The organism is Streptomyces sp. NPDC005774, from assembly GCF_042871645.1.
In the GTDB taxonomy this organism is placed as follows: Bacteria; Actinomycetota; Actinomycetes; order Streptomycetales; family Streptomycetaceae; genus Streptomyces; species Streptomyces pratens.
On sequence record NZ_JBIAIV010000013.1, the window covers coordinates 156,557 to 178,644 of the forward strand.

A 22,088-nucleotide genomic window follows, 5' to 3' on the forward strand; every position below is an offset into this window, starting at 1 on the left:
ACTGATGAGCCATCGACCACCAAGGAGACCTTCATGACCGCACCGACCGGAGCCGCTGTTCGTGCGCACCACCGCACCTCGCTGGTCGACCGGGCCCGGGAGATCGCTCCCGTCGTCGCGAAGTACGCGGCCGACAACGACGCCCATCGTGTGGTGGCCGACGAGGCCGTCCAGGCCATGGTCGACTGCGGACTCACGCGAGCCCTCCAGCCGGCCCGGTACGGCGGCGAGGAGGCGCACCCGGTCGAGTTCGTCGAGGCCGTCATCGAGGTCGCCAAGTCCTGCACGTCGACCGGCTGGGTTCTGATGCTGCTCGGCGTGCACAACTGGGAGGTCTCGCACATGACCGAGCAGCTGCAGGACGAGCTGTTCGGTGACGACCCGACGACCCTGCTGTCCTCCTCGTACGCGCCCCACGGCACCGCCACCCCCGTCGAGGGCGGCTACATCCTCAACGGTTCGTGGAAGTCCTCCTCGGGCGTCACCCACGCGTCGTGGGTCATCCTCGGCGCCAGCGTGGAGGTCGACGGCAAGCCGCTGATGCACAACTTCGTCGTGCCGCTGGCCGAGGGACGGATCATCGACGACTGGTTCGTGCTGGGCATGCGGGGGACCGGGTCCCGTTCCGTCGAGCTCGACCAGGTCTTCGTCCCCGCGCACCGGGCGCTCGACCGCCAGATTCTGCTGGCCCAGGCCGGTCCCGGTCTGAAGAAGAACGACGGCCCGCTGTACCGCGTGCCACAGGGCTACCTCTACAACCTCGTCGCCGGCGCGCCCGCGCTGGGCGCGGGCTGGGCGTTCTACGAGGAGTACGTCGACCAGCTGAAGAAGTTCACGCGCCGCTTCGACAACGCGAAGCTGAGCGAGGACCGGGTCGAGCTGCTGCGTACGAACGACGTGCGGGTGCGCCTCGACGACCAGCAGAAGGTCGCCCTGCGGATCCTCGACGAGGGCTACCGGCTCGCCGAACTGGGCCAGGTGCCGGGCGACCTCGAGGCCGCGCGGGGGATCTACGACGCCGCACGCACCGCCGAAGCCGCGCTGTACGTCGCCCAGCAGCTGATGCCCACCATGTCGGCGCGGGTGGTGCACGAGCTGAACCCGTTGTCGCGGCTGTACCGGGATCTGATCGTGGCCCGTCAGCACTTCACCCAGAACACCGACTTCGCGGCCGCCACCGCGGCCAACCTCGAGATGGGCAACCCGGCGGCCGCCACCTTCCTGCTCAGCGAAGCCGAGCGCACCGCGGCGGTCGACCGTTCGAAGCGGCTCTATGGCTGACCCTGCCAAGGCAGGTCCGGCTCGTGGGGACTCCCTGGCGTCGGCGCTGAGGCACCGCCCCTTCGTGCAGTTCTGGCTGGGGGCCTTCCTGGCCAGCGCGGGCGGCTGGTTCCAGTCGCTGGCGGTACCGTTCGTCCTCCTCCAGCTCACCGGGAGCGCCTTCTGGGTCGGTCTCGCGACCGCGGCGCAGTTCGTCCCGATCATGGTGCTGGGTCCGTGGGCGGGCGTGGCGGCCGACCGGCTGGACCGCCGCCGGCTGGTCATGGTCACGCAGCTGGCCCGTTCGCTGGTGGCGCTGGCCATGTGCGTGTGCTGGTGGTCGGGCCGGCACGACCCGCTGCTGCTCGTGGGCCTCGCGGTGCTGACGGGGTGCGCCCAGGGCATCTCGATGCCGAGCTGGCAGGCGCTGGTCAACGACTACGTGCCGCGTGAGGCGCTCGACTCGGCCGCGTCGCTGAACACCATCCAGTTCAACCTCGCCCGCTCGCTGGGCCCTGCCGTGGCGGGTCTGGTGCTGTTCTGGGTGGGCCCGGCGGCCGCCTTCTTCGTCAGCTTCGTGATGGTGCTCGTGGTCGTGGTGGTCCTGCTGGTCACCGAACCGGTCAACCCACAGCCGCGACGAGCCCGCAAGGATCGCGTCGCGGACGGCGGTTTCCGTGAGGCGTTGCGCTACACCTGGGGCTCCCCGGGGGTGATGACGGCCCTGACGGTCGTCTTCCTGGTGGGCAGCCTCGGCATGCCGATCTTCCAACACGTGATCACCTTCGCGGAACAGGTGTTCGACTCCGGTGCGCTCGGCGTGGCCCTCCTCAACCTGGGTCTCGGTGCCGGAACCCTGGCGGGTGTGCCCGTGCTGGGCGGAATGCTGCGGATCATGAGGCGTTCGACCGTCGTGGCGATCGCGATGTGCGGCTACGGCATCACCTTCGCCGTCTTCGGGCTGGCCCCCAGCCTCCTGACCGCGACCCTCGCCACCGTCGGTGTCGGTGTCTTCTTCCTTCTCGCCCTGTCCGTCGCACAGAACACGATACAGATGCTGGTCGCCGACCGGGTGCGCGGACGGGTGCTGTCCATCAACGTCATCGTCTACACCGGCTCCGTCTCCCTGGGGGCCGCCGTCCAGGGCGGGATCGGGGACTGGCTCGGTCTGAGGGCGACCGTGCTCGGTGCCGCCGCGCTCCTCGTCCTGGCCGCCGCCCTCCTGGCCGTGGGCTCCCATCGCCTGAGCCTGCGCCACCTCAACGGCTCCAGGGACGAGTCGTACGTCTCCGTCACGCCGGAGCCGGCTTCCTCCAGCGCCTCCTCAGGCGCTTCGACCGCTCACGAAAGGACAAGAACCGATGCCTCCTGACGCCTCCGTGCTGTCCACGTCCGCCCCCGAGGCCATCGACCCCCAGGTCATGAGGCAGGTGCTGGGCAACTATCCCACCGGGGTCGCCGTCGTCACCGGACGCGCGCCCGACGGCACACTTCTCGGGATGGTGGTGGGAACGTTCAGCTCCGTGTCGATGGAGCCGCCGCTGGTCTCGTTCATGCCGATGAAGACGTCGCGGACCTTCACCGCACTGCGCGAGTGCGCGTCCTTCTGTGTCAATATCCTGGCCGCAGACCAGAGCGACGTGTGCGGGTCGTTCATGCGGCCCCCGGAGGAGAAGTTCCGCGGCCTGCGGTGGCGTGCCGCGCCCGACGGCGCTCCCGTCATCGAGGGCGTGACCGCCTGGATCGAATGCACCTGGGCCGATGTCATCGAGGTGGGCGACCACTACTTCGTGCTCGGCGCCATCCAGTCGCTCGCCGCCGAGCGCGAATGTCTGCCGCTGCTGTTCTTCCAGCGTGGGTACGGTCGCTTCACGCCGGGCCTGCTGATGACCTCCGACCACCGTTCCCTCGCCGCGGCCGTCGGCGTCGCCGAACGCGGTCGCCTGGAGCTGGAGCATCTGGCCTCGGAGCTGGGCGCGGAGGTGAGCCTGCTCGCGCCGCTCGGCGACGAGTTCGCGTTCGTGGCCACGGCCGGCTCCTCCGGCGGAACCTCCTCGCCCCCTCCCGGAACCCGGCTGCCCTTCGCTCCGCCCCTGGGAATGCTGTTGGTCGGGCATCCCGGGGCTCCCTCGGCCGGGCAATGGCTCGACCGTGTGCCGGCTTCGGCACCACAGGTGCGGGAGGCCGCCGCCGTCCAACTGCGCCGGACCCAGGAGCGCGGCTGGTCCCTGACCCTGCACGGTCCGCTCGCGACCGCACTGCTCGACGAACTCGTCGACGCGTTCAGCGAGCCGGCACGCACCCCGGACAACGAACGGCGTCTGCTGGAGGCACTGCGCCGGATGACGGCGTTCCACGAGCCGGAGCAGATCGTGCCCGACCGGTCGTACAACGTTCTGCAGGTGTCGGTGCCGGTCTGTGACGCCGATGAGAACGTTGTTCTCGTCCTGCGCCTGTCCGGGCTCCCGGGAAGCTCCTCAGGGGCCGAAATCATCGCCTTCGTCGACCGGCTGCGCCTGTCCGCGAGGGCCATCGAACGGACATTGACCCCCGTTTTGTGACAGCGGCCACCTGGTGGCACAGCAGGATCGAGCCAACCGCTGTGATACAGCCAACGTGTGGCCTCACTTCACCTCGCGGGAAGGTGACCGTCTTATCGATCGCGTCTCGGCCGCCTGGTGATCCAGGTCCGGGACGCGACCGGAGAAGAGGATGTTCGATGGATGTGTTGGCTGAAGTCCGGTCGTCCAGAATGACCGGTCTCCAGATCCGCGCCGTGGCAGTCGCGATGGCGTTGATCATCATGGACGGCTTCGAGATCGCGATGATGGCGTTCACCGCCAAGCCGATGGCGGACGCGTGGGGCGTGAGTGATGCGACGCTCGGGATCGTGCTCAGCGCGAGCCTCTTCGGTATGGCCGCGGGTGCGATCCTGTTCAGCCCGGTCGGTGACCGCCTCGGCCGCCGACCGCTGACGACCATCTCGGTGACCATCGTGCTGGTCGGCATGGTGCTCGCCGTGGTGGCCCCGAACGTGGCCGTCCTGATCGTGGCCCGGTTCATCACCGGGTTCGGCATCGGAGCGATGTCGCAGCTCAACGCGTATGTCTCGGAGTTCGCCTCCGATCGCCGTCGCGGAACGGTGGTCGGGATCTACGCCACCGGGTTTCCGATCGGTGCCACCCTGGCCGGCGTGGCCGCGAGCCTGCTCGTCGAGCCGGCCGGCTGGAAGTCGATGTTCGTGGCCGGTGCGGTCCTGGCTCTCGTCATGCTCGTCGTGTCATGGGCGTTCCTTCCGGAGTCGATCGACTTCCTGGTGGCCCGCCGTCCCAAGAACGCCCTCGAACGGGTCAACACCGTCCTCAACAAGATGGGGCGGCCAAGCCTGAAGGAGTTGCCCGAAGTGACCGAGGGCGAGCGTGCCCACCTCGGTGTCTCCGCGGTCTTCGCCGGTGCCACCGGGCGCAAGACGCTCGTACTGTGGCTCGGCTACGCCTGCCTGATGGCGTCCTACTACTTCGCGAACTCCTGGATTCCCAAACTGGCCGCGGAGGCGACCGGTGATGATCAGATGGGCACCACGGTCGGCTCCTTCCTCAACTTCGGCGGCATCTTCGGCAGCCTGCTCTTCGCGGCAGTCGCGATACGGGTGCTGCCGAGGAGGATCCTGCAGGTCGCCATGGCCCTCAGCGTGGTCGGCACCGTTGCCTACGGGGCCACGTTCGGTGTCGCCTGGCTCGCCGTCGTCCTGGGAGTCCTCCTGGGAGTTCTCGCGGTCGCCGCGGTGGCCGGCTTCTACGCCGTGGCACCCGAGGTCTACCCGGCGGCGCTGCGCGGCACCGGTGTCGGCTGGATGCTCGGTGTCGGACGGCTGGTGTCGATCGTCTCGCCGATCAGCATCGGTTACCTCCTTGACGGCGGCTGGTCCGCGGGGAGCCTGTTCTACCTGATGGCCGTACCCCTCGCGATCGGCACGGTCTGCATCATCGTCCTGGGCCGACTGCAGAAGGGAGATGCGGGCAAAGTCCACCGGGCGCAGGTGCCGGCGAGCCCGTCCCCCGTCTCCTGATCGGACTTCCGAATCCGTCACGCGGTGCCCGGCCGGACTCCCGGCCGGGCACCGCGTGGGTTGTGGTGATGCCGGCGTCGCGACGGGCGCGGCGCGACGGCCTCTCAGGAACAGCCGTGCGGGAACTCCGCCTCCATGTCCCAGTGGACGTCCTGGAGCCCGTAGTCCTCCGCGAGCTCGCGGGCGCGGATGAACCGGCCGGCCACCAGACGCGCGGTGCGCAGCACCGCTCCGTCCGTCCTGGCCTTGTCGATGCGACTGCTCGGTGCCGAGACGCTGACCGCGGCGATGGGGCGACCGTTCACCAGGACCGGAGAGGCGATGGCGCCCTCGCCCATGGTGTATTCCTCGTGCGTGTAGGCGAGGCACGTCTCGTGCGTCAGCTGCAGTTGCGCCCGCAGCCGTCCGGCGTGCATCACGGTGTGCCGCGTGCGGCGGGAGAGCTCGAGGTGCTGCGCGATCACACGGTCGCGGTTCGCGGCGTTGACGAAGGCGAGCATCGCCTTGCCCGATGCCGTCGTCAAGGCGTCTTCCCGTACGCCGACCACGGAGGAGGCGATGCTGCTCCGTGAACTCGTGACCTGGTCGATCAGGATGACGTCGGAGCCGTCCAGGACCGACAGACCCACCGCCGCACCGAGCTCGAGGAAGAGATCACCCAGCAGCGGAGCCGCGACCTCCCTCAGACCGTGGGGACGCGCGTGGACGAAGTGGTTTCCGAGTTCGAACATGCGTATGCCGAGCCGGTAGCTGTTCCCGCTCCGGATGACGTGACCGCTCTTGGTGAGCTGGACGAGGATGCGGAAGGCGGTCGACTTCGGGATCCCGGTCCGCTGTGCCAGTTCGGTGACACTGACGGTGTGCCCGGCCTCGAGGAAGGCATCGAGGAGAGCCAGGGCCCGGCTGACCGCGACACTCGGTTTGACGCGGAAGGAAGCTTCGAGAGGATCCGAGCCTCCGCCCGCATGCTCGTCAGTCATGGTCAACTTCCTTCCCTCCCCCGACGCCGTACGGGCGCACACCGATGTCCGACCGATGATTTCCCGACGGAGGACAACCCGCAAGGCCTCGAGTGCCCTGGTCAGCCCGATCCCAAGGAACGGCGTACGGATCGCCGGTCTCGGAGAACGAACCCCGGATTCGCGACTCCACGCCGTCGGAGGACGCGGAACGCAGGGCAAGGAAAGCGATGCGTCAGCGCACGGAGCGGAGCCGGGCCCGGAACCCTGCCGACGCGTCCGTGCCGCGGACCACCCCCGCTGACCGACGGGGCCGACGCGGACTCAACGACCGGCCGGCTCGACGGCGAGCCGTGCCTGCCAGCGGTAGAGGTCCCCCCGGTACCAGCTGTGCAGGCAGTCGAGCGGTCCGGAGGGCGAGCGCAGGACCCGCTCGGCGAAGAGGACGGCGGCGCCCAGCCCGATGTTCAGCCGGTCCGCGACCTCCACGTCCGCGAGTCGCGCGGACAGGGTCTGCTCCGCTTCGCTCATCTCGACGTTCTCCCGGCGCAGGAGGCTCATCAGCCCTTCCTCCGCGAGCTCGGCACGGCCGAGAACCGCCGCGACGGTGGGACCGACGTAGTGGACCGAGTACACGAAGGGCTGATCCCCCCACAGCCGCCTGGTGCGATAGACGGTGCCCGTCTCGGCGTCCGTGCCGAGGGCCTGCCGCACGCTCGCGGGGAACCGGACGTCCTCCTCGACGTGGACGTCGAGGACCTTCAGCTGTGGCGTACCGCGGATCAGATCGCCGATGGACCCCACGAAGCCGCGTGCCGCAGGGTCGTCCCCGGAGCCTCGGACGTACGTACCGCTCCCCTGTCGCCGGACGAGCTGACCACGCGCGACCAGCTCACCGACCGCTCTGCGGACGGTCGCCTTGCTGACGCCGAACTCCGCCACCAGTTCGTCCTCCGTGGCGAACCGGGAGCCGGGCGCGTAACCGCCCTGGCCGATCCGCTGGGAGAGCACCGCGAAGATGCGCTGGTAGAGCGGCGCCGGTATCGGCGTGAACGTCATCTCGGTCCCCCTTCTCGGTCCGGCCCCGGCCCGGGGCCCGGTCAGCCTGCCGTGCCGGTCACCGGAACAGCGGCACACCGCGATTCCGGGCAGGGAGGTACGCGCACGCCCCGATCGGACCGGTGTCCCTCAGATGCCACGTTCAGCTCCTCTTCGGCCTGTGCCACTGTGCAGCACCCTGGCCACGGCCCTGCGAAGACACCGACCCTAGTCTATTCATACGGAAGTGCGGATGACAGTGACTGATGGGGTGGACGCGGTGCTTCTCGAGAGAATGCGGTTCGACGGCCAGGGCGTCGTGGTCACCGGCGCGGCCGCGGGGATCGGCGCGGCGACGGCCCGCGCCTTCGCGGAGCTGGGGGCGTACGTCATCGCGGTCGACCGCGACAGCGAACGGCTCCCGGTGCTCGCCGAGAGCCTCGGCGACGCCCGGCACACGCTGGTGACCGCGGATGTCACCTGCGCCGGCCACATCGACCGGATCGTCCGGGCGGTGGCGTCCAGCGGCGTACCCCTGAAGACGTTGGTCAACAACGTCGGCGTCAACGACAAACTGGCCGCCTCGGACACCACCCGAGAGCGCTGGCACCGTGCCCTCGACCTCAACCTGAGCGCGAACGTCTTCCTCACCCAGGCACTGCTCGACCCGCTGCTGGAGTGCCCGACCGGCGGAAGCGTCGTCAACGTCTCCTCGGCCCACGGACTGGTCGGCATGCCCGGCGCCGCCAGCTACGCGACCTCGAAGGCCGGACTGATCGGATTCACCAAGCAGCTGGCCGCAGAGCACTCCGCAGCCGGCCTCCGGGCCAACGCGGTCTGCCCGGGCCTGACGCTCACCGAACGGATCACCGAACGCGGTGCCCTCCCCGAGGATCAGCGTGATCGCCTCCTCGGGCGGCGCTTCGCCGAGCCCGGCGAGGTCGCCTCGTGCATCGCCTTCCTGGGCTCCGACGCCGCGTCCTACCTCACCGGCGCCGTCCTGCCGGTGGACGGCGGCTACACCGCACGCTGACGACGGACCCCCGGCCGACCCGATCGGGCCGCGGACCGGCACCGCGCCCATGACGGAATGCCGGTCCGCGGCCCGTCAGACGGTCGGCATGCCCATGCGGTTCCCGTACGGCAGCGCGCCGGCGGCCGAGACGGTCACGGCGAGCCGGCCGACCCGCTCGATCTCGACGACGATCTCGTCCCCGTCGGCAAGGGGGCCGACCCCCTCCGGGGTGCCGGTGGCGATCACGTCACCCGGCTGCAGGGTCATCACGGAGCTCGCGTACGCGATGAGCCGGCGGACACCGTAGATCATCCGGCTGGTGTTCGAGTCCTGGCGCAGCTCCCCGCCGACCCAGCACCTCAGGGCGAGGTCGTCCGGGTCGCCGACCTCTTCGGGGGTGACGACGAGCGGGCCGAGGGGCGTGAACGTGTCGTAGGACTTCCTGGTCGAGCGGTCCTCGGTCGAGCGGGTCGTGATGTCGAGGACGCAGGTGTAACCGAAGACGTAGTCCAAGGCATCCGACGCCGACACGTGCCGGGCCTCCTTCCCGATGACGACCGCGAGCTCGCCCTCCTGGTCGGTGCGCACGTCGGTGTAGGGCAGCTCGACCGTCCGACCCGGCCCGATCACGGACGTACTGGCCTTGAGGAAGACGCCCCACTCCACGATCGTGTTCGGGTTGCCCATCTCCGCGACGTGAGCGCGATAGTTCGCCGGCGCACCGATGACCTTCCGCGGGAACGGCAGTGGCGCGTCCCAGGCCGCACCGCCGACGTCGACCGCCGGGGCGGTGCGGACCTCGGCGGCGCTCAGCGGCCGACCGCGCTCGATCAGCCTCTGGAGCGGGCCGGCCGGACCGGCCGGCGGGCCTGCCAGGCCGGTGACGTCGTGGGCCGCGCCGTCCGACAGGACGGCGATGAGGCGGTCGTCGAGTACTCCGAAGCGCATCCGGACTCCTTGGTGGGCTGGTGTGAGTGGGGTCAGATCCAGGACCCGGGCCCGGGACCTGTCGAGGCGCGCCCGGCCGGCCGGGCGACGAGGGCCGCCGCGTGGCCCGGGCGATCCGGCCGGCGGGCGACGTCGTCGCCGGGCAGGCGGGACGGCTCGGCGAGTGCCCCGTCGCTCAGGGCCCCGACAGCCCCGAGGAACACCGCCGTGCGCGGTTCCTTCCCGGTGCGGGTCCCGGCGAGATCGGTGGACGGAGGCACACCTGCGGAGCCTAGGCACCGATCAGCACGCCCACCTGAACGCGATGCCACCTGGTGACACAGCCGCATGGCTCGCTCCCCGCGACACGAAGGACTCTTCTGGGCACCACCCTCCCCACCTCTGGAGGAACAGCTTGAGTACGACAGCCGAAAGCCGTGCAGCGGCGAGCACCGGTCCGAACTTCGCGGTTCCGGGAGAACCCGACGCCGCCTTCTACGGGCGTCTGGGCGAGGCCCATCTCGCCCCCTTGTGGCGTGTCCCCGGCACCGACGCTCCGGAGCCGGTGGTGACCGACGTTCCCCACGTCTGGCACCGACGCGACGTCATGGCGCTCATGGACGAGGCCGCCACGGCGGTCGACCTGGGCGGTGAGTCCGATCGCCGCGCCCTCAACGCCGTCAACCCCGCGCGCCGCAAGGGCACCACGCACACGATGATCGCCGGCTACCAACTCGTCCTGCCCGGCGAGACAGCCCCCGCGCACCGGCACACGCCGTCCGCGATCCGGCTCATGCTCTCCGGCTCCGGCCACACCATGGTCGAGGGAGAGCCGATGCTGATGAACCCGGGCGACCTCATCCTGACCCCCGGCTGGACCTGGCACGATCACCGCAACGACGGCGACGAGCCCATGCTCTGGCTCGACGCGCTCGACGTCCCGTTCGTGCAGACGATGAACGCCCAGTTCTACGAGGACTTTCCCGGCAAGCAGCTCCAGCCGCTCACCCAGGCCGAGGACGCGAGCACCAACCGGTACGGCACCGGGATGGTTCCGTACGGCACCCGCTCCGGGACACTGCACTCGCCACTGACCAAATACCCGTACGCCGCGACGAAGGAGGCCCTCGCCAAACTGCGGGTGGACGAAGGCTCCCCGGAGCACGGGGTCGAATTGGAGTTCACCAACCCCCTCACCGGCGGGCCGGTCCTTCCGACGATGACCTGCGGGATGCACCTGGTGCCCGCCGGCAACGCCGCGATCACGCGCCGGCACACCTCGAGCGTCATCTTCTGCGCCGTCGAGGGGGCCGGCCACACGGTCATCGACGGTGAGCGCTTCGACTGGGAGCAGCACGACTTCCTCGCGATCCCGTCCTGGTCGACGTACCGGCACGTCGCCGACGACGGAACCGACGCGGTTCTCTTCAGCATGAACGACCGGCCCCTGTACGAGCCGTTCGGGCTCTACCGCGAAGAGCGGGAGGACCAGTCATGACCGCACCTGACACGATCGTCGTCGTGGGCGGGGGAATCGGCGGCGTGAGCGCCGCCGTCGCCCTCGCCAAGCGCGGGATGGAGGTCACCGTCCTGGAGCGCGCCCCCGAGATCAAGGAGATCGGCGCCGGCCTCCAGCTCGGCCCGAACGCCGGGCGCGTCCTCCAGGACCTCGGCGTCATGGACGCCGTCCTGCGCACCGCGGTTCTCCCGCACCGCTTCGTCCTGCGCGACATCTACACGGGCAACGAGATCTACCAGGCCACGATGGGCAAGGAGTTCGTGCAGCGGTACGGCGCCCCGTACACCGTCATCCACCGCGCCGACCTGCTCGACGCGCTGCTGGAGGTCGCCCTCGCCACCGGCAACGTCGAGGTCGTGACCGGCAAGGAGGTCGTCGCCGTCGAGCAGACCGACACCGCCGCGCACGTCCGGTGCGCCGACGGCAGCACCTATCGGGGCGACGCCGTCATCGGCGCCGACGGCCTGCGCTCGGCCGTACGCAGGCTGACGCTGGACGACTCCGAGCCGATCCGGTCGGAGTACGTCATCTACCGCGGTCCCGGGCCCCGGCCGGAGGGCACCGAGGACGCCGTCATGCTCTTCGCCGGCGACGAGATCCACCTCATGCAGTACCCCGTCCAGGGCGGCGAGCTGCTCAACCGGGTGCTCTCCTTCCGCAGCCGCACGGCGACACCCGGCAGTGAGGAATGGGCCACCCGCGAGGAGCTCTTCGAGCGGTTCGCGAACACCTGCGACCACATCAAGGAGTCGCTGCACACTCTCGACCTGGAGACCCGATGGGTGCAGTTCGACCGCAAGCCGATGGCCGGCTGGAGTGACGGCCGCATCACCCTGCTCGGCGATGCCGCGCACCCGATGCGGCAGTACCTCGCGCAGGGCGCCGGTCAGGCCATGGAGGACGCGGTCGCGCTCGCCGACGCGCTGGGAAGCGGCGCCGCGGACGTCCCGGCCGCCCTCGCGAAGTACGAGGAGATCCGCTACCCGCGCACCAGCGCGGTGCAGGAGAACACCCGGTTCTTCGGCGAGATGGTCCACCTCGGCGGCGCCGGTGCCATCCTGCGCGACGCCTACCTCGGCACGCTCGCCGACAACGACTACTCCCTGGCCCAGTGGCTCTACGGCACCGACGGCGTCGCACCGCCGAGGGTGCCCGGCCACATGGACATCTACTCCAAGAGCTGAAGGCGGCTGACGATCCTCTATGAGCAAGCTCAACCTGACCATCGCGGCCACCAACTACGACCGCCTGCGCGCTCTGCAGGACGGACGGGTGCGGGCCGAGGGCATCGACCTCAACTACCTGACCCTCCCGGTCGAGGAGATCTTCCACCGCCAGATCAAGCACCACGAGTTCGACCTGAGCGAGATGAGCCTGTCGTCGTACGTGCTCACGCTGGAGCAGGGCGCGCCGTTCGTCGCCGTCCCCGCCTTCCCGTCACGTTACTTCCGGCACCAGTCGATGTTCGTCAACCGCAACAGCGGCATCGCCTCACCGGCCGACCTGAGGGGCAAGCGCGTCGGCCTGCCCGAGTACCAGATCACCGCGGGTGTCTGGCAGCGCGGCATGCTGGAGGACGAGTACGGCGTCGCCGTCGAGGACATGCGGTTCTTCACCGGAGGCGTCGAGGACAGGGGCCGCAGCGAGAAGATCCGGCTCGACCTGCCCGAGGGCATCTCCGTGCGGCCCATCGGTCCCGAGCAGACGCTCTCGCAGATGCTCGCGTCCGGTGAGCTCGACGCGGTCTTCAGCGCCAGCACGCCGTCCAGTTTCCACACCAGCCCCGACGTGACCCGGCTCTTTCCGGACTACAAGGCGGTCGAGGCCGACTACTACCGGCGCACCGGGATCTTCCCGATCATGCACGTGGTGGCGATCAGACGTGACGTCGTCGAGACGAACCCGTGGGTGCCGCTGTCGCTCTTCAAGGCGTTCGAGCAGTCGCTCGCCCTGGCCCGGGAGGACCTCGAGTACCGCAGTTCGCTCAAGCTGATGCTGCCGTGGCTGGCCCATCACCTCGAGGAGACCGTCGAGGTGATGGGCGAGGACTTCTGGAAGTACGGGGTGGAGGCCAACCGCCACACCCTGGAGACGTTCCTGCGCTACTCCAGGCGTCAGGGACTCGCCAAGCGGAAGTGGAGCCCGGAGGAGCTCTTCGCCGGGACCACCACCGCCGCCGGCTTCACGGTCTGACCAGGATCGCTGTCAGCTCGGCGAGGTCGTCGACCTCGTCGAGCCGGCCGAGCAGTTCGAGGGCGTCGTCGGCACGGGCCGGCTCGAGCATCCCGGTGAAGCACCAGTTGGCACGGAACTTGGCCTCGATCCGGGCCGCGCTGAGCGGGGACGAGAGCGGGTTGCCCGTGGCCGTGTCGCGACCGGCGGTCAGGGACGTACCGTCCCGCAGCCCGACCGTGAGAGTCGCTGCCTCGGGGGTCGCCGTCGGACGGCCACCCGTGATCGAGACGCGGTCGGCCAGCGCCGCGACGGCGGGGTCGCCGACCGCCTCCTCGGTGTATTCCGCCAGAGTCGCCCGGCCGCGGAGGAGCGCGCTGGCCGCGGCGTACCTCAGACTGAAGATCGCGTGGCCCTGCGGGTTCCGGCCGGGGGCGAACGGCTGGTCCAGCGGTGAGTCGACGTGCATCGGCGCGACGTCGAGGTGGATCCGGCCGATCTGTCCGGCGTCCGCGCCGGCCTCACGGAGCCGGGCGGAGATCTCGAGCGCGCAGTCGATCGCCGAGTGGGTGAAGCGGCATGAGGGGTAGGGCTTGAAGGTCGCGTCACCGTGGAAGACGGTGCCGAGACCGTCCGCCACGACGTCCAGGTCGACGCCGTCGCAGTACATGTCGATGTAGCCGTTCGGACCGAAGAACGGATCGGGGCTGCCGGTCCAGCCGTGAGCCGCGAGCTCCGCCGCCTCGATGCCGTCGCGGGCGGCCAGGCCCTGGGCCAGCTTGAAGGTGTGGGCGCCGGCGTCGATCGCCTGGAAGGTGCCGCCGAGCTGGTGGAGCACGATCCCGAACGCGTCGCGCAGCCGGAGTTCGTCCAGGCCGAGGAGCCTGCCGGCGATCGCTGCGACGCCGAACTTGTTGACCAGCCCCGGACTGTCCCATCCGGCTCCGGGGACGTACGTCGCTCCCGCCGTGAGCCGGGCGGCCAGGTCGTCGCCGAGAACGAGGGCGGTGATCAGCTCACGACCGGACGCGCCGGTGCTCTCCGCCATCGCGAGGGCGGCCGGCACGGTGGACTCGGAGATGTGCGACCAGACCGGTGTGGTGCCGATGTAGGGGATGAGCACGCCGAAGTCGTTGCCGCGGGCCGCGATGGCGTTCGCGAACGCGGCCGGGGCGGTCGGGAGGCGCTCTCCGCCGGGCAGGACCGTGGCGCCGGGCCTTCCGCCCCGAGCGACGAGGAGGCTGCGCAGTTCAGGGCTGCCGGCGGTGTCCGCACCGCCGATGACGCAGCCGACGATGTCGGTGATCCGCTGCTTCGCGTGCCGGACGGTTGCCGCGGGGAGGTCCTCGAAACGCGTGCGCGTCACGGCGGCGAGGATCGCCGCCGTGACCTCGGAGGGGACGGGCGCCGTCATATCCGGCTCCCCGTGCGGGCACCGTCGAGGGTCGCGTGGACCAGTCGGCGGGGTGCCAGGGCATCCCCCACGCGATAGAACTCGCCGGCGGTCTCGGGGAAGGGCACCGGTGTGGAGGTGGTCACGAAGACCACCGCGTCGACCTGCCCGATCGAGCTGATCCGGCCGCTGAAGACGTCGCGCAGCTCAGGCTCCACCCCTGCCTTGTGGAACCGGGTGACCGGCCGGATGTCGACCTGTTTCTCGTGGAGCCGCTTGGTGAGCAGGTGGAGGATGGACGGCTCGGCGCTCTGCCCGGGGAGCAGGCACTCCGAGATCAGCGTGACGCTCCTGCCCGCCTGGGCGAGGTAATCGGCCGCCGCCAGCGGGGCGACGTGGTCGTTGAGCCCGCCCACGACCAGCACCCGGTCACCGATCCGGTCGAGGTCCTCCTCCAGCAGCGAGATCCCGGAGTAGACCGGCACGTCGTCGATCCCGGCCATGTCGGGGATGTCGGGCACCGAGCCCGTGGCCACGACCAACGCGTCGGCACCGTACGCGGCGATGTCCCCGGGCCCGACCTCGCGGCCGAGCTGCACCTCGACGCCCGCCTCGTGGACCTCCCGGACCAGGTCGCCGAGCAGGTTGGCCATCTCCTTGCGGAACGGGTCGCTCACGAGGGTCGCGATCTTGCCGCCGAGCCGGTCGGACCGTTCGGCGAGCACGACGTCGTGCCCGCGCTGAGCGGCGGTCCTGGCGGTCATCAGACCGGCCGGGCCGCCGCCGATGACGAGCACCTTCTTGCGGCGGACGGGGTCGGGCAGGTCGAGCTCGTCCTCCCGGCCGGCCCAGGGGTTGACCGGGCAGGAGGAGGCGCGGTCGGGGTAGTGGCACTCGTTGATGCCGATGCATCGGTGGATCCGGTCGGCACGCCCGCCGGCGGTCTTCCGGATGAAGTCGGGGTCGGCCAGCAGCGCCCGGGTGGTGCCGATCAGGTCGCAGACGCCCTCTTCGAGGAGCCGCTCCATCAGCTGGGGGCTGTTCATCCGGCCGGTCAGGCCCACCGGGATCGAGACGGCGGCCTTGACGGCCGCTGCGGCCTCGGCGTTGAAGCCTGGCTCGAAGAGGGTGGAGGCGACGTATGGGAGAACGACCCCGTCGTGCAGTGCCATGATCGTGCCGGCGGTGATGTTGACGTAGACGAGGTCCTTCTCGACCGCCTTGACGATCCGGCAGATCTCCTCGGTGGTGAGCCCGTCGGTCTCGGCCTGGTGGCCGCTGATCCGCATCGCGATCGGGAAGTCGGGGCCGCATGCCTCGCGGATCGCCGCGATCGTCTCGACGAGGAACCGTGTCCGGTTCTCCAGCGAGCCGCCGTACTCGTCGGTGCGACGGTTGGTGGTGCGGGAGAGGAACTGCTCGATCAGGTAGCCGTGGGTGGCGTGGATCTCGACGCCGTCGAGGCCGGCCCGCTGGACGCGGGAGGCCGCACGTGCGAAGAGGCGCACGACCCGCTTGACCTCGCTGGTGGACAGCTCGTGCGGCTGGGCTCGCACCTGTGGGTCGGGCAGGCCGCTGGGAGACACCATCGCCTGGAACGTCTCGGGCAGCCGGATCGCGCCCCGGTTGGCGACCTGGCCGAAGGCGACCCCGCCGTGCCGGTGCACGATCTCGGCGCGAGCCCGGAGCGGCGGCAGGAGGCGCTCGTCGTAGTAGGCGTCGCCCTCCTCGGTCTCGGCGTCCGGACCGTTGTCGATGTCGTGGACGCCGACATGGTCGAGGTGCCCGGTGTCCACGAAGGCGAGGGTGGAGATGGCCTCGTGGAGCACCGGGATCCCGACCAGCCCGACGCCGCTGGCCACTCGGGTCTCGAGGTACTTGAGGTAGCGCTCCTCGCTCAGCTTCGGGTTGTGCGTGGTGAGCATGATCCGGTTCGGGATCGTGAAGCTCCCGACCGTGACCGGGGAGAGCAGGCGGCTGTAGGCAGCGTCGGGCATGGGGGTCTTCCGTCCTTTACGCGGTGAGGTCCTACGACGTCGTCCGAAGGCGCGTCACATCGTGGTCCGGTAGCGGTCACCGTGGAGTCGCACCAGCTGGTCGTTGCGGTAGGCCACCGCTGCCGGGTTCATGTCGGAGGACGGGACGGGCTCGGGGATGAAGGCGTTGTACGGGTCCTCGCCGCGTACGAGCGTGGCGTAGTCGGTGGGCTCGCCCTCGCGCTCGTACGGCGCCATGTAGCGCACCGCGATGCCGACGCGGCGCTGGTCGGAGCGGCTCGGGGCCGAACCGTGGAAGATGAACTGGTGGTGCAGGGAGAACTCCCCCGGCTCCAGGGCGAGCGAGGTGGCGTCGTCCTCGTTCACCTCGACGGCGATCTCCTGGCCCTGCGAGAGCAGGTTGTCCGTGCCTTCGACGAAGGAGTGCGGCGCCTGCTCGGTGTGCGTGCCGGCCACGACCTTGAGGCAGCCGTTCTCGGGGATGCTGGGGGCCAGGGCGATCCAGGCGGTGAGCATCTCCCCGCCCGCGGGGATGTTGGAGAACGGCGCGTCCTGGTGCCAGGCGACGAAGCCGGGGTGGTGCGGGTCCTTGATGAAGAACGACGAGCCCCAGCAGTAGATGTCGGGGCCGATGATGCTCTCGACCACGTCCAGCACCGGGTCGAGCCGGATGATCTCGTTGACCCAGGGCAGCACCAGGTGGGACTTGGAGCGGAGGACGGAGCCGGCCTGCGGCCCGTGCTCGGCCTCGAAGGCCTCCAGCCGAGCCCGGTAGGACGCCGCCTGCTCGGCGCTCATGGCGCGCATCGGGAAGAGGAAGCCGTCGCGTCGGTAGTCCTCGACGCGGGACTCGGCGAGTGTTGCAGTCATGGATGAGCCCCTATTCATGCGTAGTTCCGTAAGACCAGAACACCAGATGGAATTCATCCGGTCAACCGAATGACTCATTCTTTTGCCGCATGTACGGCTCAGCCGACCCGCTTGTGGCCCCAGAAGTGCGCGGCGCTCCAGCGCCCGGGGACCCAGGTCTCCTCGTCGATCTCCAGGCCGCCGTAGCCGTACTCCATCTCCCAGCCCGACGGCGTCTTGACGTAGTAGGAGACCATCTCGTCGTTGGTGTGCTTGCCCAGCGTCGAGCCGAGTACGGCGGCCCCGTCGAGGACCTTGTCGTACGCACGTCCGACCGTGTCCATGTCGTCGACCTGCACCATCAGGTGGCCCAGGCGAGGAGCGACGCCGGGGCGGTTGGCGAAGGCGATGGAGTGGTGGCGCGGGTTGCAGTGCAGGAAGGTTCCCGGGTCGGGACCGATGTCGATGAAGTCGCTCAGCCCGAGCTCGAAGATGTCCAGGTAGAGCTCGCGGAAGGGGGCCGAGGAACTGACCGCGAACATCACGTGGCCGATGCCCATGTTCTTGGTGACGAAGCGGGCGCCGGTCGGCGAGATGAACGGCGTCTGGTCGCGCCGGGCGCCGTAGTAGACTTCGACGCCGTTGCCATCGGGGTCCTCGAAGGCGAGATAGTCGGTGACCTCTCGGGAGGCGGCCTCCTCGGTCGTGGCGCGGTGCGGGGTGTAGCCGTGATCGCGCAACTTCTTTTCGATTGCCTCGATGTCGCCCGGACCGCGGACCTCCCAGCCCACCGCGTCGATGTGCTCGACCTCGCCCCGGTGAAGGTCGATGCGCCAGCTGCGTTCGTCGAGCCGGAGCTTCAGCCGGCCCTCGGTGTGCTCGACGATCTGCATGCCGTGCACATCGCTGGCGAAGACCTTCCAGGCGTCGATGTCGCGTACGGTCGCGACCAGGTATCCGAACTCGCGGATGCGTCTCATCTCTCCTCCTCGTTGCATGCCGGTCCCAGGCCGTTGTGCATGCCCTCTCGGAGTGTGGTGCCGATCACGCGCATCGCTCATTCCTGCGGTGCCACTGCGTGAAACCGCATACAGCGACCCCGACCACATGCCGGGACACCATGTGTCGATGCCCGCCAACCCTCAGACCACAGAGCCGCCGCCGTGGGACGAGACCCGGAAACACGCCGACCTCGAACGCGCGGCCAACATGCTCATCAACGCCGACCTGACCGGACGTCCGGCCCGAGGTGTCACCGCCCTGCTGGAGCCGTACGCCGAACAAGACGCGGAGACAGTCGCGGCACTCAACTTCCGGCGAGCCATGGACGAGGGCTGCCGTGTGGCCGGGCGGGCGGTGTCCTTGCCGGAGTCTCCGGACGGGGCAGTCGCTGTCGGTGGCTACTACCTCAGCAGCTCGGTGCACGGCTCGGGAGCGGTGATCCCGAGTAACCAGCTCGTCCAACCGCTGGTCACGGGTGCTTTCGCCATCCGGATCGGCACCCCGTTGCAGCACCTCGACATCACCGTGCCCGAGATCCATGCCGCCGCCGCACGGACGTACGCAGCGCTGGTGGTCAACAGTCGGCGGACCGTCGTCGACGAGCCCTCGACGACGCTGGAGCGCATCGCGGACAACGCGCACGCGGGGCATGTCGTCGTCTCCGACACCTGGCTCGCTCCCACGGGCGTAGACCTCGCCTTGATCGGGCTCGACCTGGCGACGGACACCGCCGCGGGACGTTTTGGGCTGCCTGCGGGGACGTGGACGCAGCTCGCCCATGCGCTGCGTCGTTCGATCGCGCTGTTCGGCCCGGTCCAACCCGGTGAGGTCGTGGTCCTGCCATGCGAGGGGCGTGCTCTCGAGCTCGCACCGGACGCCACCGCGACGCTGACCGCCGGGCCTTTCGGAACCGTGCGGGTCAGCCACGGCCAGGGCAGCTATGAGGAGGGGTTCGAGCCCCTGACACCCGCGAACTGACTTGCGTCACGATACTGAACTTGAATTCGTGATGCCGGTCAGTCGTTCATGGTCAGGCCGGTGCCGGCGAGACAGCCGTCGACCACGTCGGGCCGGTACTGGATCTGCTTGAGCCTGCGCTTGACGGCCCGGGTGACCTGGGAGAGACCGGCGGCCGCGAGGTTGCCGATCTCGCGCTTGACCAGCGACCAGATGCCCTCCTGCGGGTTGAGGTCCGGCGCGTAGGTGGGCAGCTGGAACACGGTCAGCCAGTCGGCGTTCTTCTCGATGAACTCCCGCATGCTGCGGGTGAGGTGGAGGCGGACGTTGTCCCGGACCAGCACGATCGGGCGCCGAGCTGGATCCGGGCCCGGACCAGGAGGCGACAGAAGTCGCGCCAGCCGAAGCCCTTCGGCTCGCCCCTGCGGCCCCGGTACTCCCGCAGCCCGTAGATCAGCCGCGACCGGGACCCCGGCTTGAAGCAGCACTGCCCACCATGGACAGACGGCCACTTCCCCGGCCGCGGATCCTGACCACCGGGGTGCGGCCGACGCGGCCCCAGGTCCTGGCCCTGGGTGGGGTCATCGACTGCCGGGCCTCGTCCTCGAAGGCGATCCACGCACCCCGGGCCGCGGCCGCTCTTTTACCTGCGGCCAGACCTCCTTCTTCCACAGCTCGACCGCCTCGTCGTCCCGCTCGATCGCCCGCCGGGCTGCTGCCAGGACCAGCCGTGCCGCCTCAGCAACAGCCAGGTGCCCTCGATGGTGTACGAGACGTGGAACAACCGGCCGATCAGCGTCCTGATCCGCGCCAGCGTCCACCGCTGATCCGGCCAGCCGTGCGCGAGCGGACCACGCTCCAGCTCCCGCTCCAGACGCTCCATCTGGGCCGGCGTAAGCCTCGGGCGGCCCGGTGACCCCTTCGACAGGACTCCGGCCCCGCCCCGCTCACGCCAGGACTTCCGCCAGCGCTCCACCGACCGCTCCGACACCCGCAGTGCGACGGCGATGTCCCTCGTTCTTCTCCCCGCGCTCGAAGCGTTCCACGGCCTGCAGCCGGATACGCTCCCGCGCGGCCCTCCCGGCGTCGGACAGCCCACCGCCCTGCGCGTATCTCACCCGCACAGACCTCCAACCGTCAGACAGACGACCCGACTTCACCCAATCAAGTTCAGTAGCATCCGACTGCCGGCCTATATCGGCGTGACCTGCAGGGACAAGGCCCCGGGGAGAGTCGCGTTCGCCCGATTTGATCATGCGGCGGGCTCCGGACACAGAGCGGGCACGGCGCCTGTGGATCATGGAGTTCTCTACGCCCCGTGACCCGAGTTGGAAGACCGTGCCTGCCGACGCGTCATCGCCGATCCCGCCTGCCTTTGGCCAACTCCGCGAGCATCCCGGGGCCGTGGCCGAGGAGGTCCCGGGTCTGCTGGAGCGGCCGGCCGAGGTGCCCGACCCGCGCGATCCGCGAGGCGTGCGGCACGCTCTGGTCGTTGTGCTTGCGCTGACCGCGTGCCCCTCCTCGGACTCACATGATCATGAAACGGACGTCACGCGACTACGCCGAAGCCCTGCCCCTACTACGGCCGCGACCTTCCCGAGAAGTAAGCCCAGTTCAACCGCGACCACGCCCGGCTGCGAGCGCCAGGAGAACGCGCCTTCGTGCGTCTCAAGCAATGGCGGATCCTCCGCAAAGCCCGCTGCAGCACCAACCGCATCGGCCCCACGGTCGCCGCCGTTCACGCCGTCGAAATCGCCTGGCGCTCAGGATGAGAAACGTTCAGTAAGTTGTTCATCGGAGCCTCGGGGTCATTCGTCAAGACGGGCGACCGGCCTGATCGAGGTAGGGGAATGATGCGGAGTATCGCCATTTGGCTGACCGGGGAGTTCTGGCCGTATTTTGCGCCGCCTCGTGATGTGGCATCTCCGACGTGGGGCGCTCGGGGCTCTGTCGGGCTCGGCGTGATCCTTATGGGGGCACTTCTCACCTGACGAATGGTCAGAAAAGTCGGCAATGGGTCAGCATGAGCCCTGCTGAAGGTTCATGGATCCGGCAAAACATGCGGGTAGTTGAACCGTTCAACGGTTGATGGCTGACCTGGAGGTATAGATGTTGCTTATGCAAAGCAGCTCAGGTTTTCCCTGCGCTGCCCGGCCCTCGGCGTGTGGTCCTACCAGTCCCGTCGTGTCTGCCGTCCGAAGAGGATGCCGCCCGGTTCGGGTGGTGGGGGAGTGCCCGGTTTGAGGGGCCAGGCGATCAGCATGCCCACGACGAAGCCGACCACGTGGGCCGCGTACGCCACCGTCCCGGCGCCGGTGACGCCCGCGCCGGACGAGTACACGGCCTGCAGGACGAACCACAGGCCCAGGACGATCCAGGCCGGCATGCGCAGGGGAAGGAAGATCAGGAAGGGGACGAGGACCCAGACGCGTGCCCTCGGGTAGAGCGCCAGGTAGGCGCCCAGCACCCCCGCGATCGCCCCGGAGGCGCCGATCAGCGGAGCTGCGGAGTCGGTGTTCGTGAGTGCGAATCCGTATGCGGCCGCGTAGCCGCAGACCAGGTAGAACAGCAGGTACCGCAGATGGCCCATGCGGTCCTCGACGTTGTTGCCGAAGATCTGAAGAGTGGACATCAGTGCAGGTCACAGGCATGATTGCTGAGCCCTGGTCAGCAAGTGGCCAGCAAGCGGCGAGCGGGAGGTCTCGCCTTGCTGACCGCGGGGCGCGTCAGCAGGACCAGGTCCGCTGGTCCACTCGTCCTCCGGAAGGTGTCGCTCCTTGGCTCGCCCGTGGCATGGGTTCCTTCTTCCAGCCCTGTGACTGCTCCAGGCCCAGCTGCAATGGCCATGAGTTAAGCCGTGTGGGGTGTGAGCTGGTGGAGCACGATGGTGCGGGTGACTCGGCGGGTGCCGGGGTCGGTTGAGCTGCGGGT

At 69.5% G+C, this 22,088-nt stretch carries 19 protein-coding genes and 1 pseudogene; 9 read left to right on the forward strand and 11 right to left on the reverse strand.

All coding sequences use genetic code 11. The features are described from left to right. The first annotated feature begins 33 nt into the window (after positions 1–33). From ACFYQA_RS15165 to ACFYQA_RS15180, 4 genes are all read left to right on the forward strand, one after another. The gene (locus ACFYQA_RS15165; protein ID WP_055592524.1) at positions 34–1,281 is read left to right on the forward strand and encodes an acyl-CoA dehydrogenase family protein; all 1,248 of its coding nucleotides are present in this window, start codon (positions 34–36) and stop codon (positions 1,279–1,281) included. Beyond that, the gene (locus ACFYQA_RS15170; RefSeq protein WP_388219602.1) at positions 1,274–2,632 is read left to right on the forward strand and encodes an MFS transporter; all 1,359 of its coding nucleotides are present in this window, start codon (positions 1,274–1,276) and stop codon (positions 2,630–2,632) included. Before ACFYQA_RS15165 ends, ACFYQA_RS15170 begins: the two co-directional genes overlap by 8 nt. Further along, complete coding sequence (locus tag ACFYQA_RS15175; protein ID WP_388219599.1) at positions 2,622–3,821, forward strand: flavin reductase; 1,200 nt, start codon at positions 2,622–2,624, stop codon at positions 3,819–3,821. Before ACFYQA_RS15170 ends, ACFYQA_RS15175 begins: the two co-directional genes overlap by 11 nt. A gap of 191 nt (positions 3,822–4,012) precedes the next feature. Then, complete coding sequence (locus ACFYQA_RS15180; RefSeq protein ID WP_055592527.1) at positions 4,013–5,329, forward strand: MFS transporter; 1,317 nt, start codon at positions 4,013–4,015, stop codon at positions 5,327–5,329. A gap of 104 nt (positions 5,330–5,433) precedes the next feature. On the opposite strand, the gene ACFYQA_RS15185 is transcribed toward ACFYQA_RS15180, so the two are convergent. Beyond that, the gene (locus ACFYQA_RS15185) at positions 5,434–6,309 is read right to left on the reverse strand and encodes an IclR family transcriptional regulator (RefSeq protein WP_055592528.1); all 876 of its coding nucleotides are present in this window, start codon (positions 6,307–6,309) and stop codon (positions 5,434–5,436) included. Positions 6,310–6,612: 303 nt separating this feature from the next. Next, a complete protein-coding gene (locus tag ACFYQA_RS15190; RefSeq protein ID WP_388916818.1) occupies positions 6,613–7,347 on the reverse strand; it encodes a GntR family transcriptional regulator in 735 nt (244 codons plus the stop codon). A 232-nt stretch (positions 7,348–7,579) separates the two neighbouring features. Between ACFYQA_RS15190 and ACFYQA_RS15195 the strand changes: the two genes are divergently transcribed. Next, the gene (locus ACFYQA_RS15195; RefSeq protein ID WP_388916821.1) at positions 7,580–8,359 is read left to right on the forward strand and encodes an SDR family NAD(P)-dependent oxidoreductase; all 780 of its coding nucleotides are present in this window, start codon (positions 7,580–7,582) and stop codon (positions 8,357–8,359) included. Between the two features lie 75 nt (positions 8,360–8,434). Here the strand turns inward: ACFYQA_RS15195 and ACFYQA_RS15200 are convergent, their stop codons facing one another. Then, the gene (locus ACFYQA_RS15200; RefSeq protein ID WP_388916824.1) at positions 8,435–9,289 is read right to left on the reverse strand and encodes a fumarylacetoacetate hydrolase family protein; all 855 of its coding nucleotides are present in this window, start codon (positions 9,287–9,289) and stop codon (positions 8,435–8,437) included. 32 nt (positions 9,290–9,321) lie between these two features. Further along, positions 9,322–9,549 (reverse strand): hypothetical protein, encoded by a 228-nt coding sequence (locus ACFYQA_RS15205; protein WP_055592531.1) that lies wholly within the window; start codon positions 9,547–9,549, stop codon positions 9,322–9,324. 134 nt (positions 9,550–9,683) lie between these two features. On the opposite strand from ACFYQA_RS15205, the gene ACFYQA_RS15210 reads away from it, so the two are divergent. Genes ACFYQA_RS15210 through ACFYQA_RS15220 form a run of 3 tightly spaced genes read left to right on the forward strand, consistent with a single transcriptional unit; the run spans position 9,684 to position 12,980 of the window. Beyond that, on the forward strand, positions 9,684–10,766 hold the full coding sequence (locus ACFYQA_RS15210; RefSeq protein WP_388219584.1) for a cupin domain-containing protein: 1,083 nt from the start codon (positions 9,684–9,686) through the stop codon (positions 10,764–10,766). Continuing rightward, positions 10,763–11,971 (forward strand): FAD-dependent oxidoreductase, encoded by a 1,209-nt coding sequence (locus ACFYQA_RS15215; RefSeq protein WP_388916828.1) that lies wholly within the window; start codon positions 10,763–10,765, stop codon positions 11,969–11,971. Before ACFYQA_RS15210 ends, ACFYQA_RS15215 begins: the two co-directional genes overlap by 4 nt. 19 nt (positions 11,972–11,990) lie before the next feature. Continuing rightward, entirely contained in the window at positions 11,991–12,980 is a 990-nt protein-coding gene (locus ACFYQA_RS15220; protein ID WP_388916831.1) for an ABC transporter substrate-binding protein, read from the forward strand. Here the strand turns inward: ACFYQA_RS15220 and ACFYQA_RS15225 are convergent. The 4 genes from ACFYQA_RS15225 to ACFYQA_RS15240 form a co-directional block, all read right to left on the reverse strand. Beyond that, positions 12,970–14,373 (reverse strand): MmgE/PrpD family protein, encoded by a 1,404-nt coding sequence (locus ACFYQA_RS15225; protein ID WP_388916834.1) that lies wholly within the window; start codon positions 14,371–14,373, stop codon positions 12,970–12,972. The two genes, ACFYQA_RS15220 and ACFYQA_RS15225, sit on opposite strands and share 11 nt — an antisense overlap. After that, positions 14,370–16,349 (reverse strand): FAD-dependent oxidoreductase, encoded by a 1,980-nt coding sequence (locus tag ACFYQA_RS15230; RefSeq protein WP_388916837.1) that lies wholly within the window; start codon positions 16,347–16,349, stop codon positions 14,370–14,372. Before ACFYQA_RS15230 ends, ACFYQA_RS15225 begins: the two co-directional genes overlap by 4 nt. A gap of 54 nt (positions 16,350–16,403) precedes the next feature. Then, positions 16,404–17,219, reverse strand: coding sequence for a phytanoyl-CoA dioxygenase family protein (locus ACFYQA_RS15235; RefSeq protein WP_388916840.1), 816 nt, complete (start codon positions 17,217–17,219; stop codon positions 16,404–16,406). Between the two features lie 98 nt (positions 17,220–17,317). Beyond that, positions 17,318–18,178 (reverse strand): VOC family protein, encoded by an 861-nt coding sequence (locus tag ACFYQA_RS15240; protein ID WP_386406447.1) that lies wholly within the window; start codon positions 18,176–18,178, stop codon positions 17,318–17,320. Positions 18,179–18,326: 148 nt separating this feature from the next. On the opposite strand from ACFYQA_RS15240, the gene ACFYQA_RS15245 reads away from it, so the two are divergent. Beyond that, positions 18,327–19,178: a hypothetical protein gene (locus ACFYQA_RS15245; protein ID WP_388916843.1), complete on the forward strand. Its 852-nt coding sequence runs from the start codon at positions 18,327–18,329 to the stop codon at positions 19,176–19,178. Between the two features lie 38 nt (positions 19,179–19,216). Here the strand turns inward: ACFYQA_RS15245 and ACFYQA_RS15250 are convergent, their stop codons facing one another. The 3 genes and pseudogenes from ACFYQA_RS15250 to ACFYQA_RS15260 all read right to left on the reverse strand — a co-directional run. Beyond that, complete coding sequence (locus ACFYQA_RS15250) at positions 19,217–19,501, reverse strand: transposase (RefSeq protein WP_388916846.1); 285 nt, start codon at positions 19,499–19,501, stop codon at positions 19,217–19,219. 299 nt (positions 19,502–19,800) lie between these two features. Next, the gene (locus tag ACFYQA_RS15255; RefSeq protein WP_388916849.1) at positions 19,801–20,256 is read right to left on the reverse strand and encodes a winged helix-turn-helix domain-containing protein; all 456 of its coding nucleotides are present in this window, start codon (positions 20,254–20,256) and stop codon (positions 19,801–19,803) included. A gap of 1,071 nt (positions 20,257–21,327) precedes the next feature. Beyond that, positions 21,328–21,789 (reverse strand): annotated as a pseudogene (locus ACFYQA_RS15260) (rhomboid family intramembrane serine protease); the annotation flags it as partial. Between the last annotated feature and the right edge of the window lie 299 nt (positions 21,790–22,088).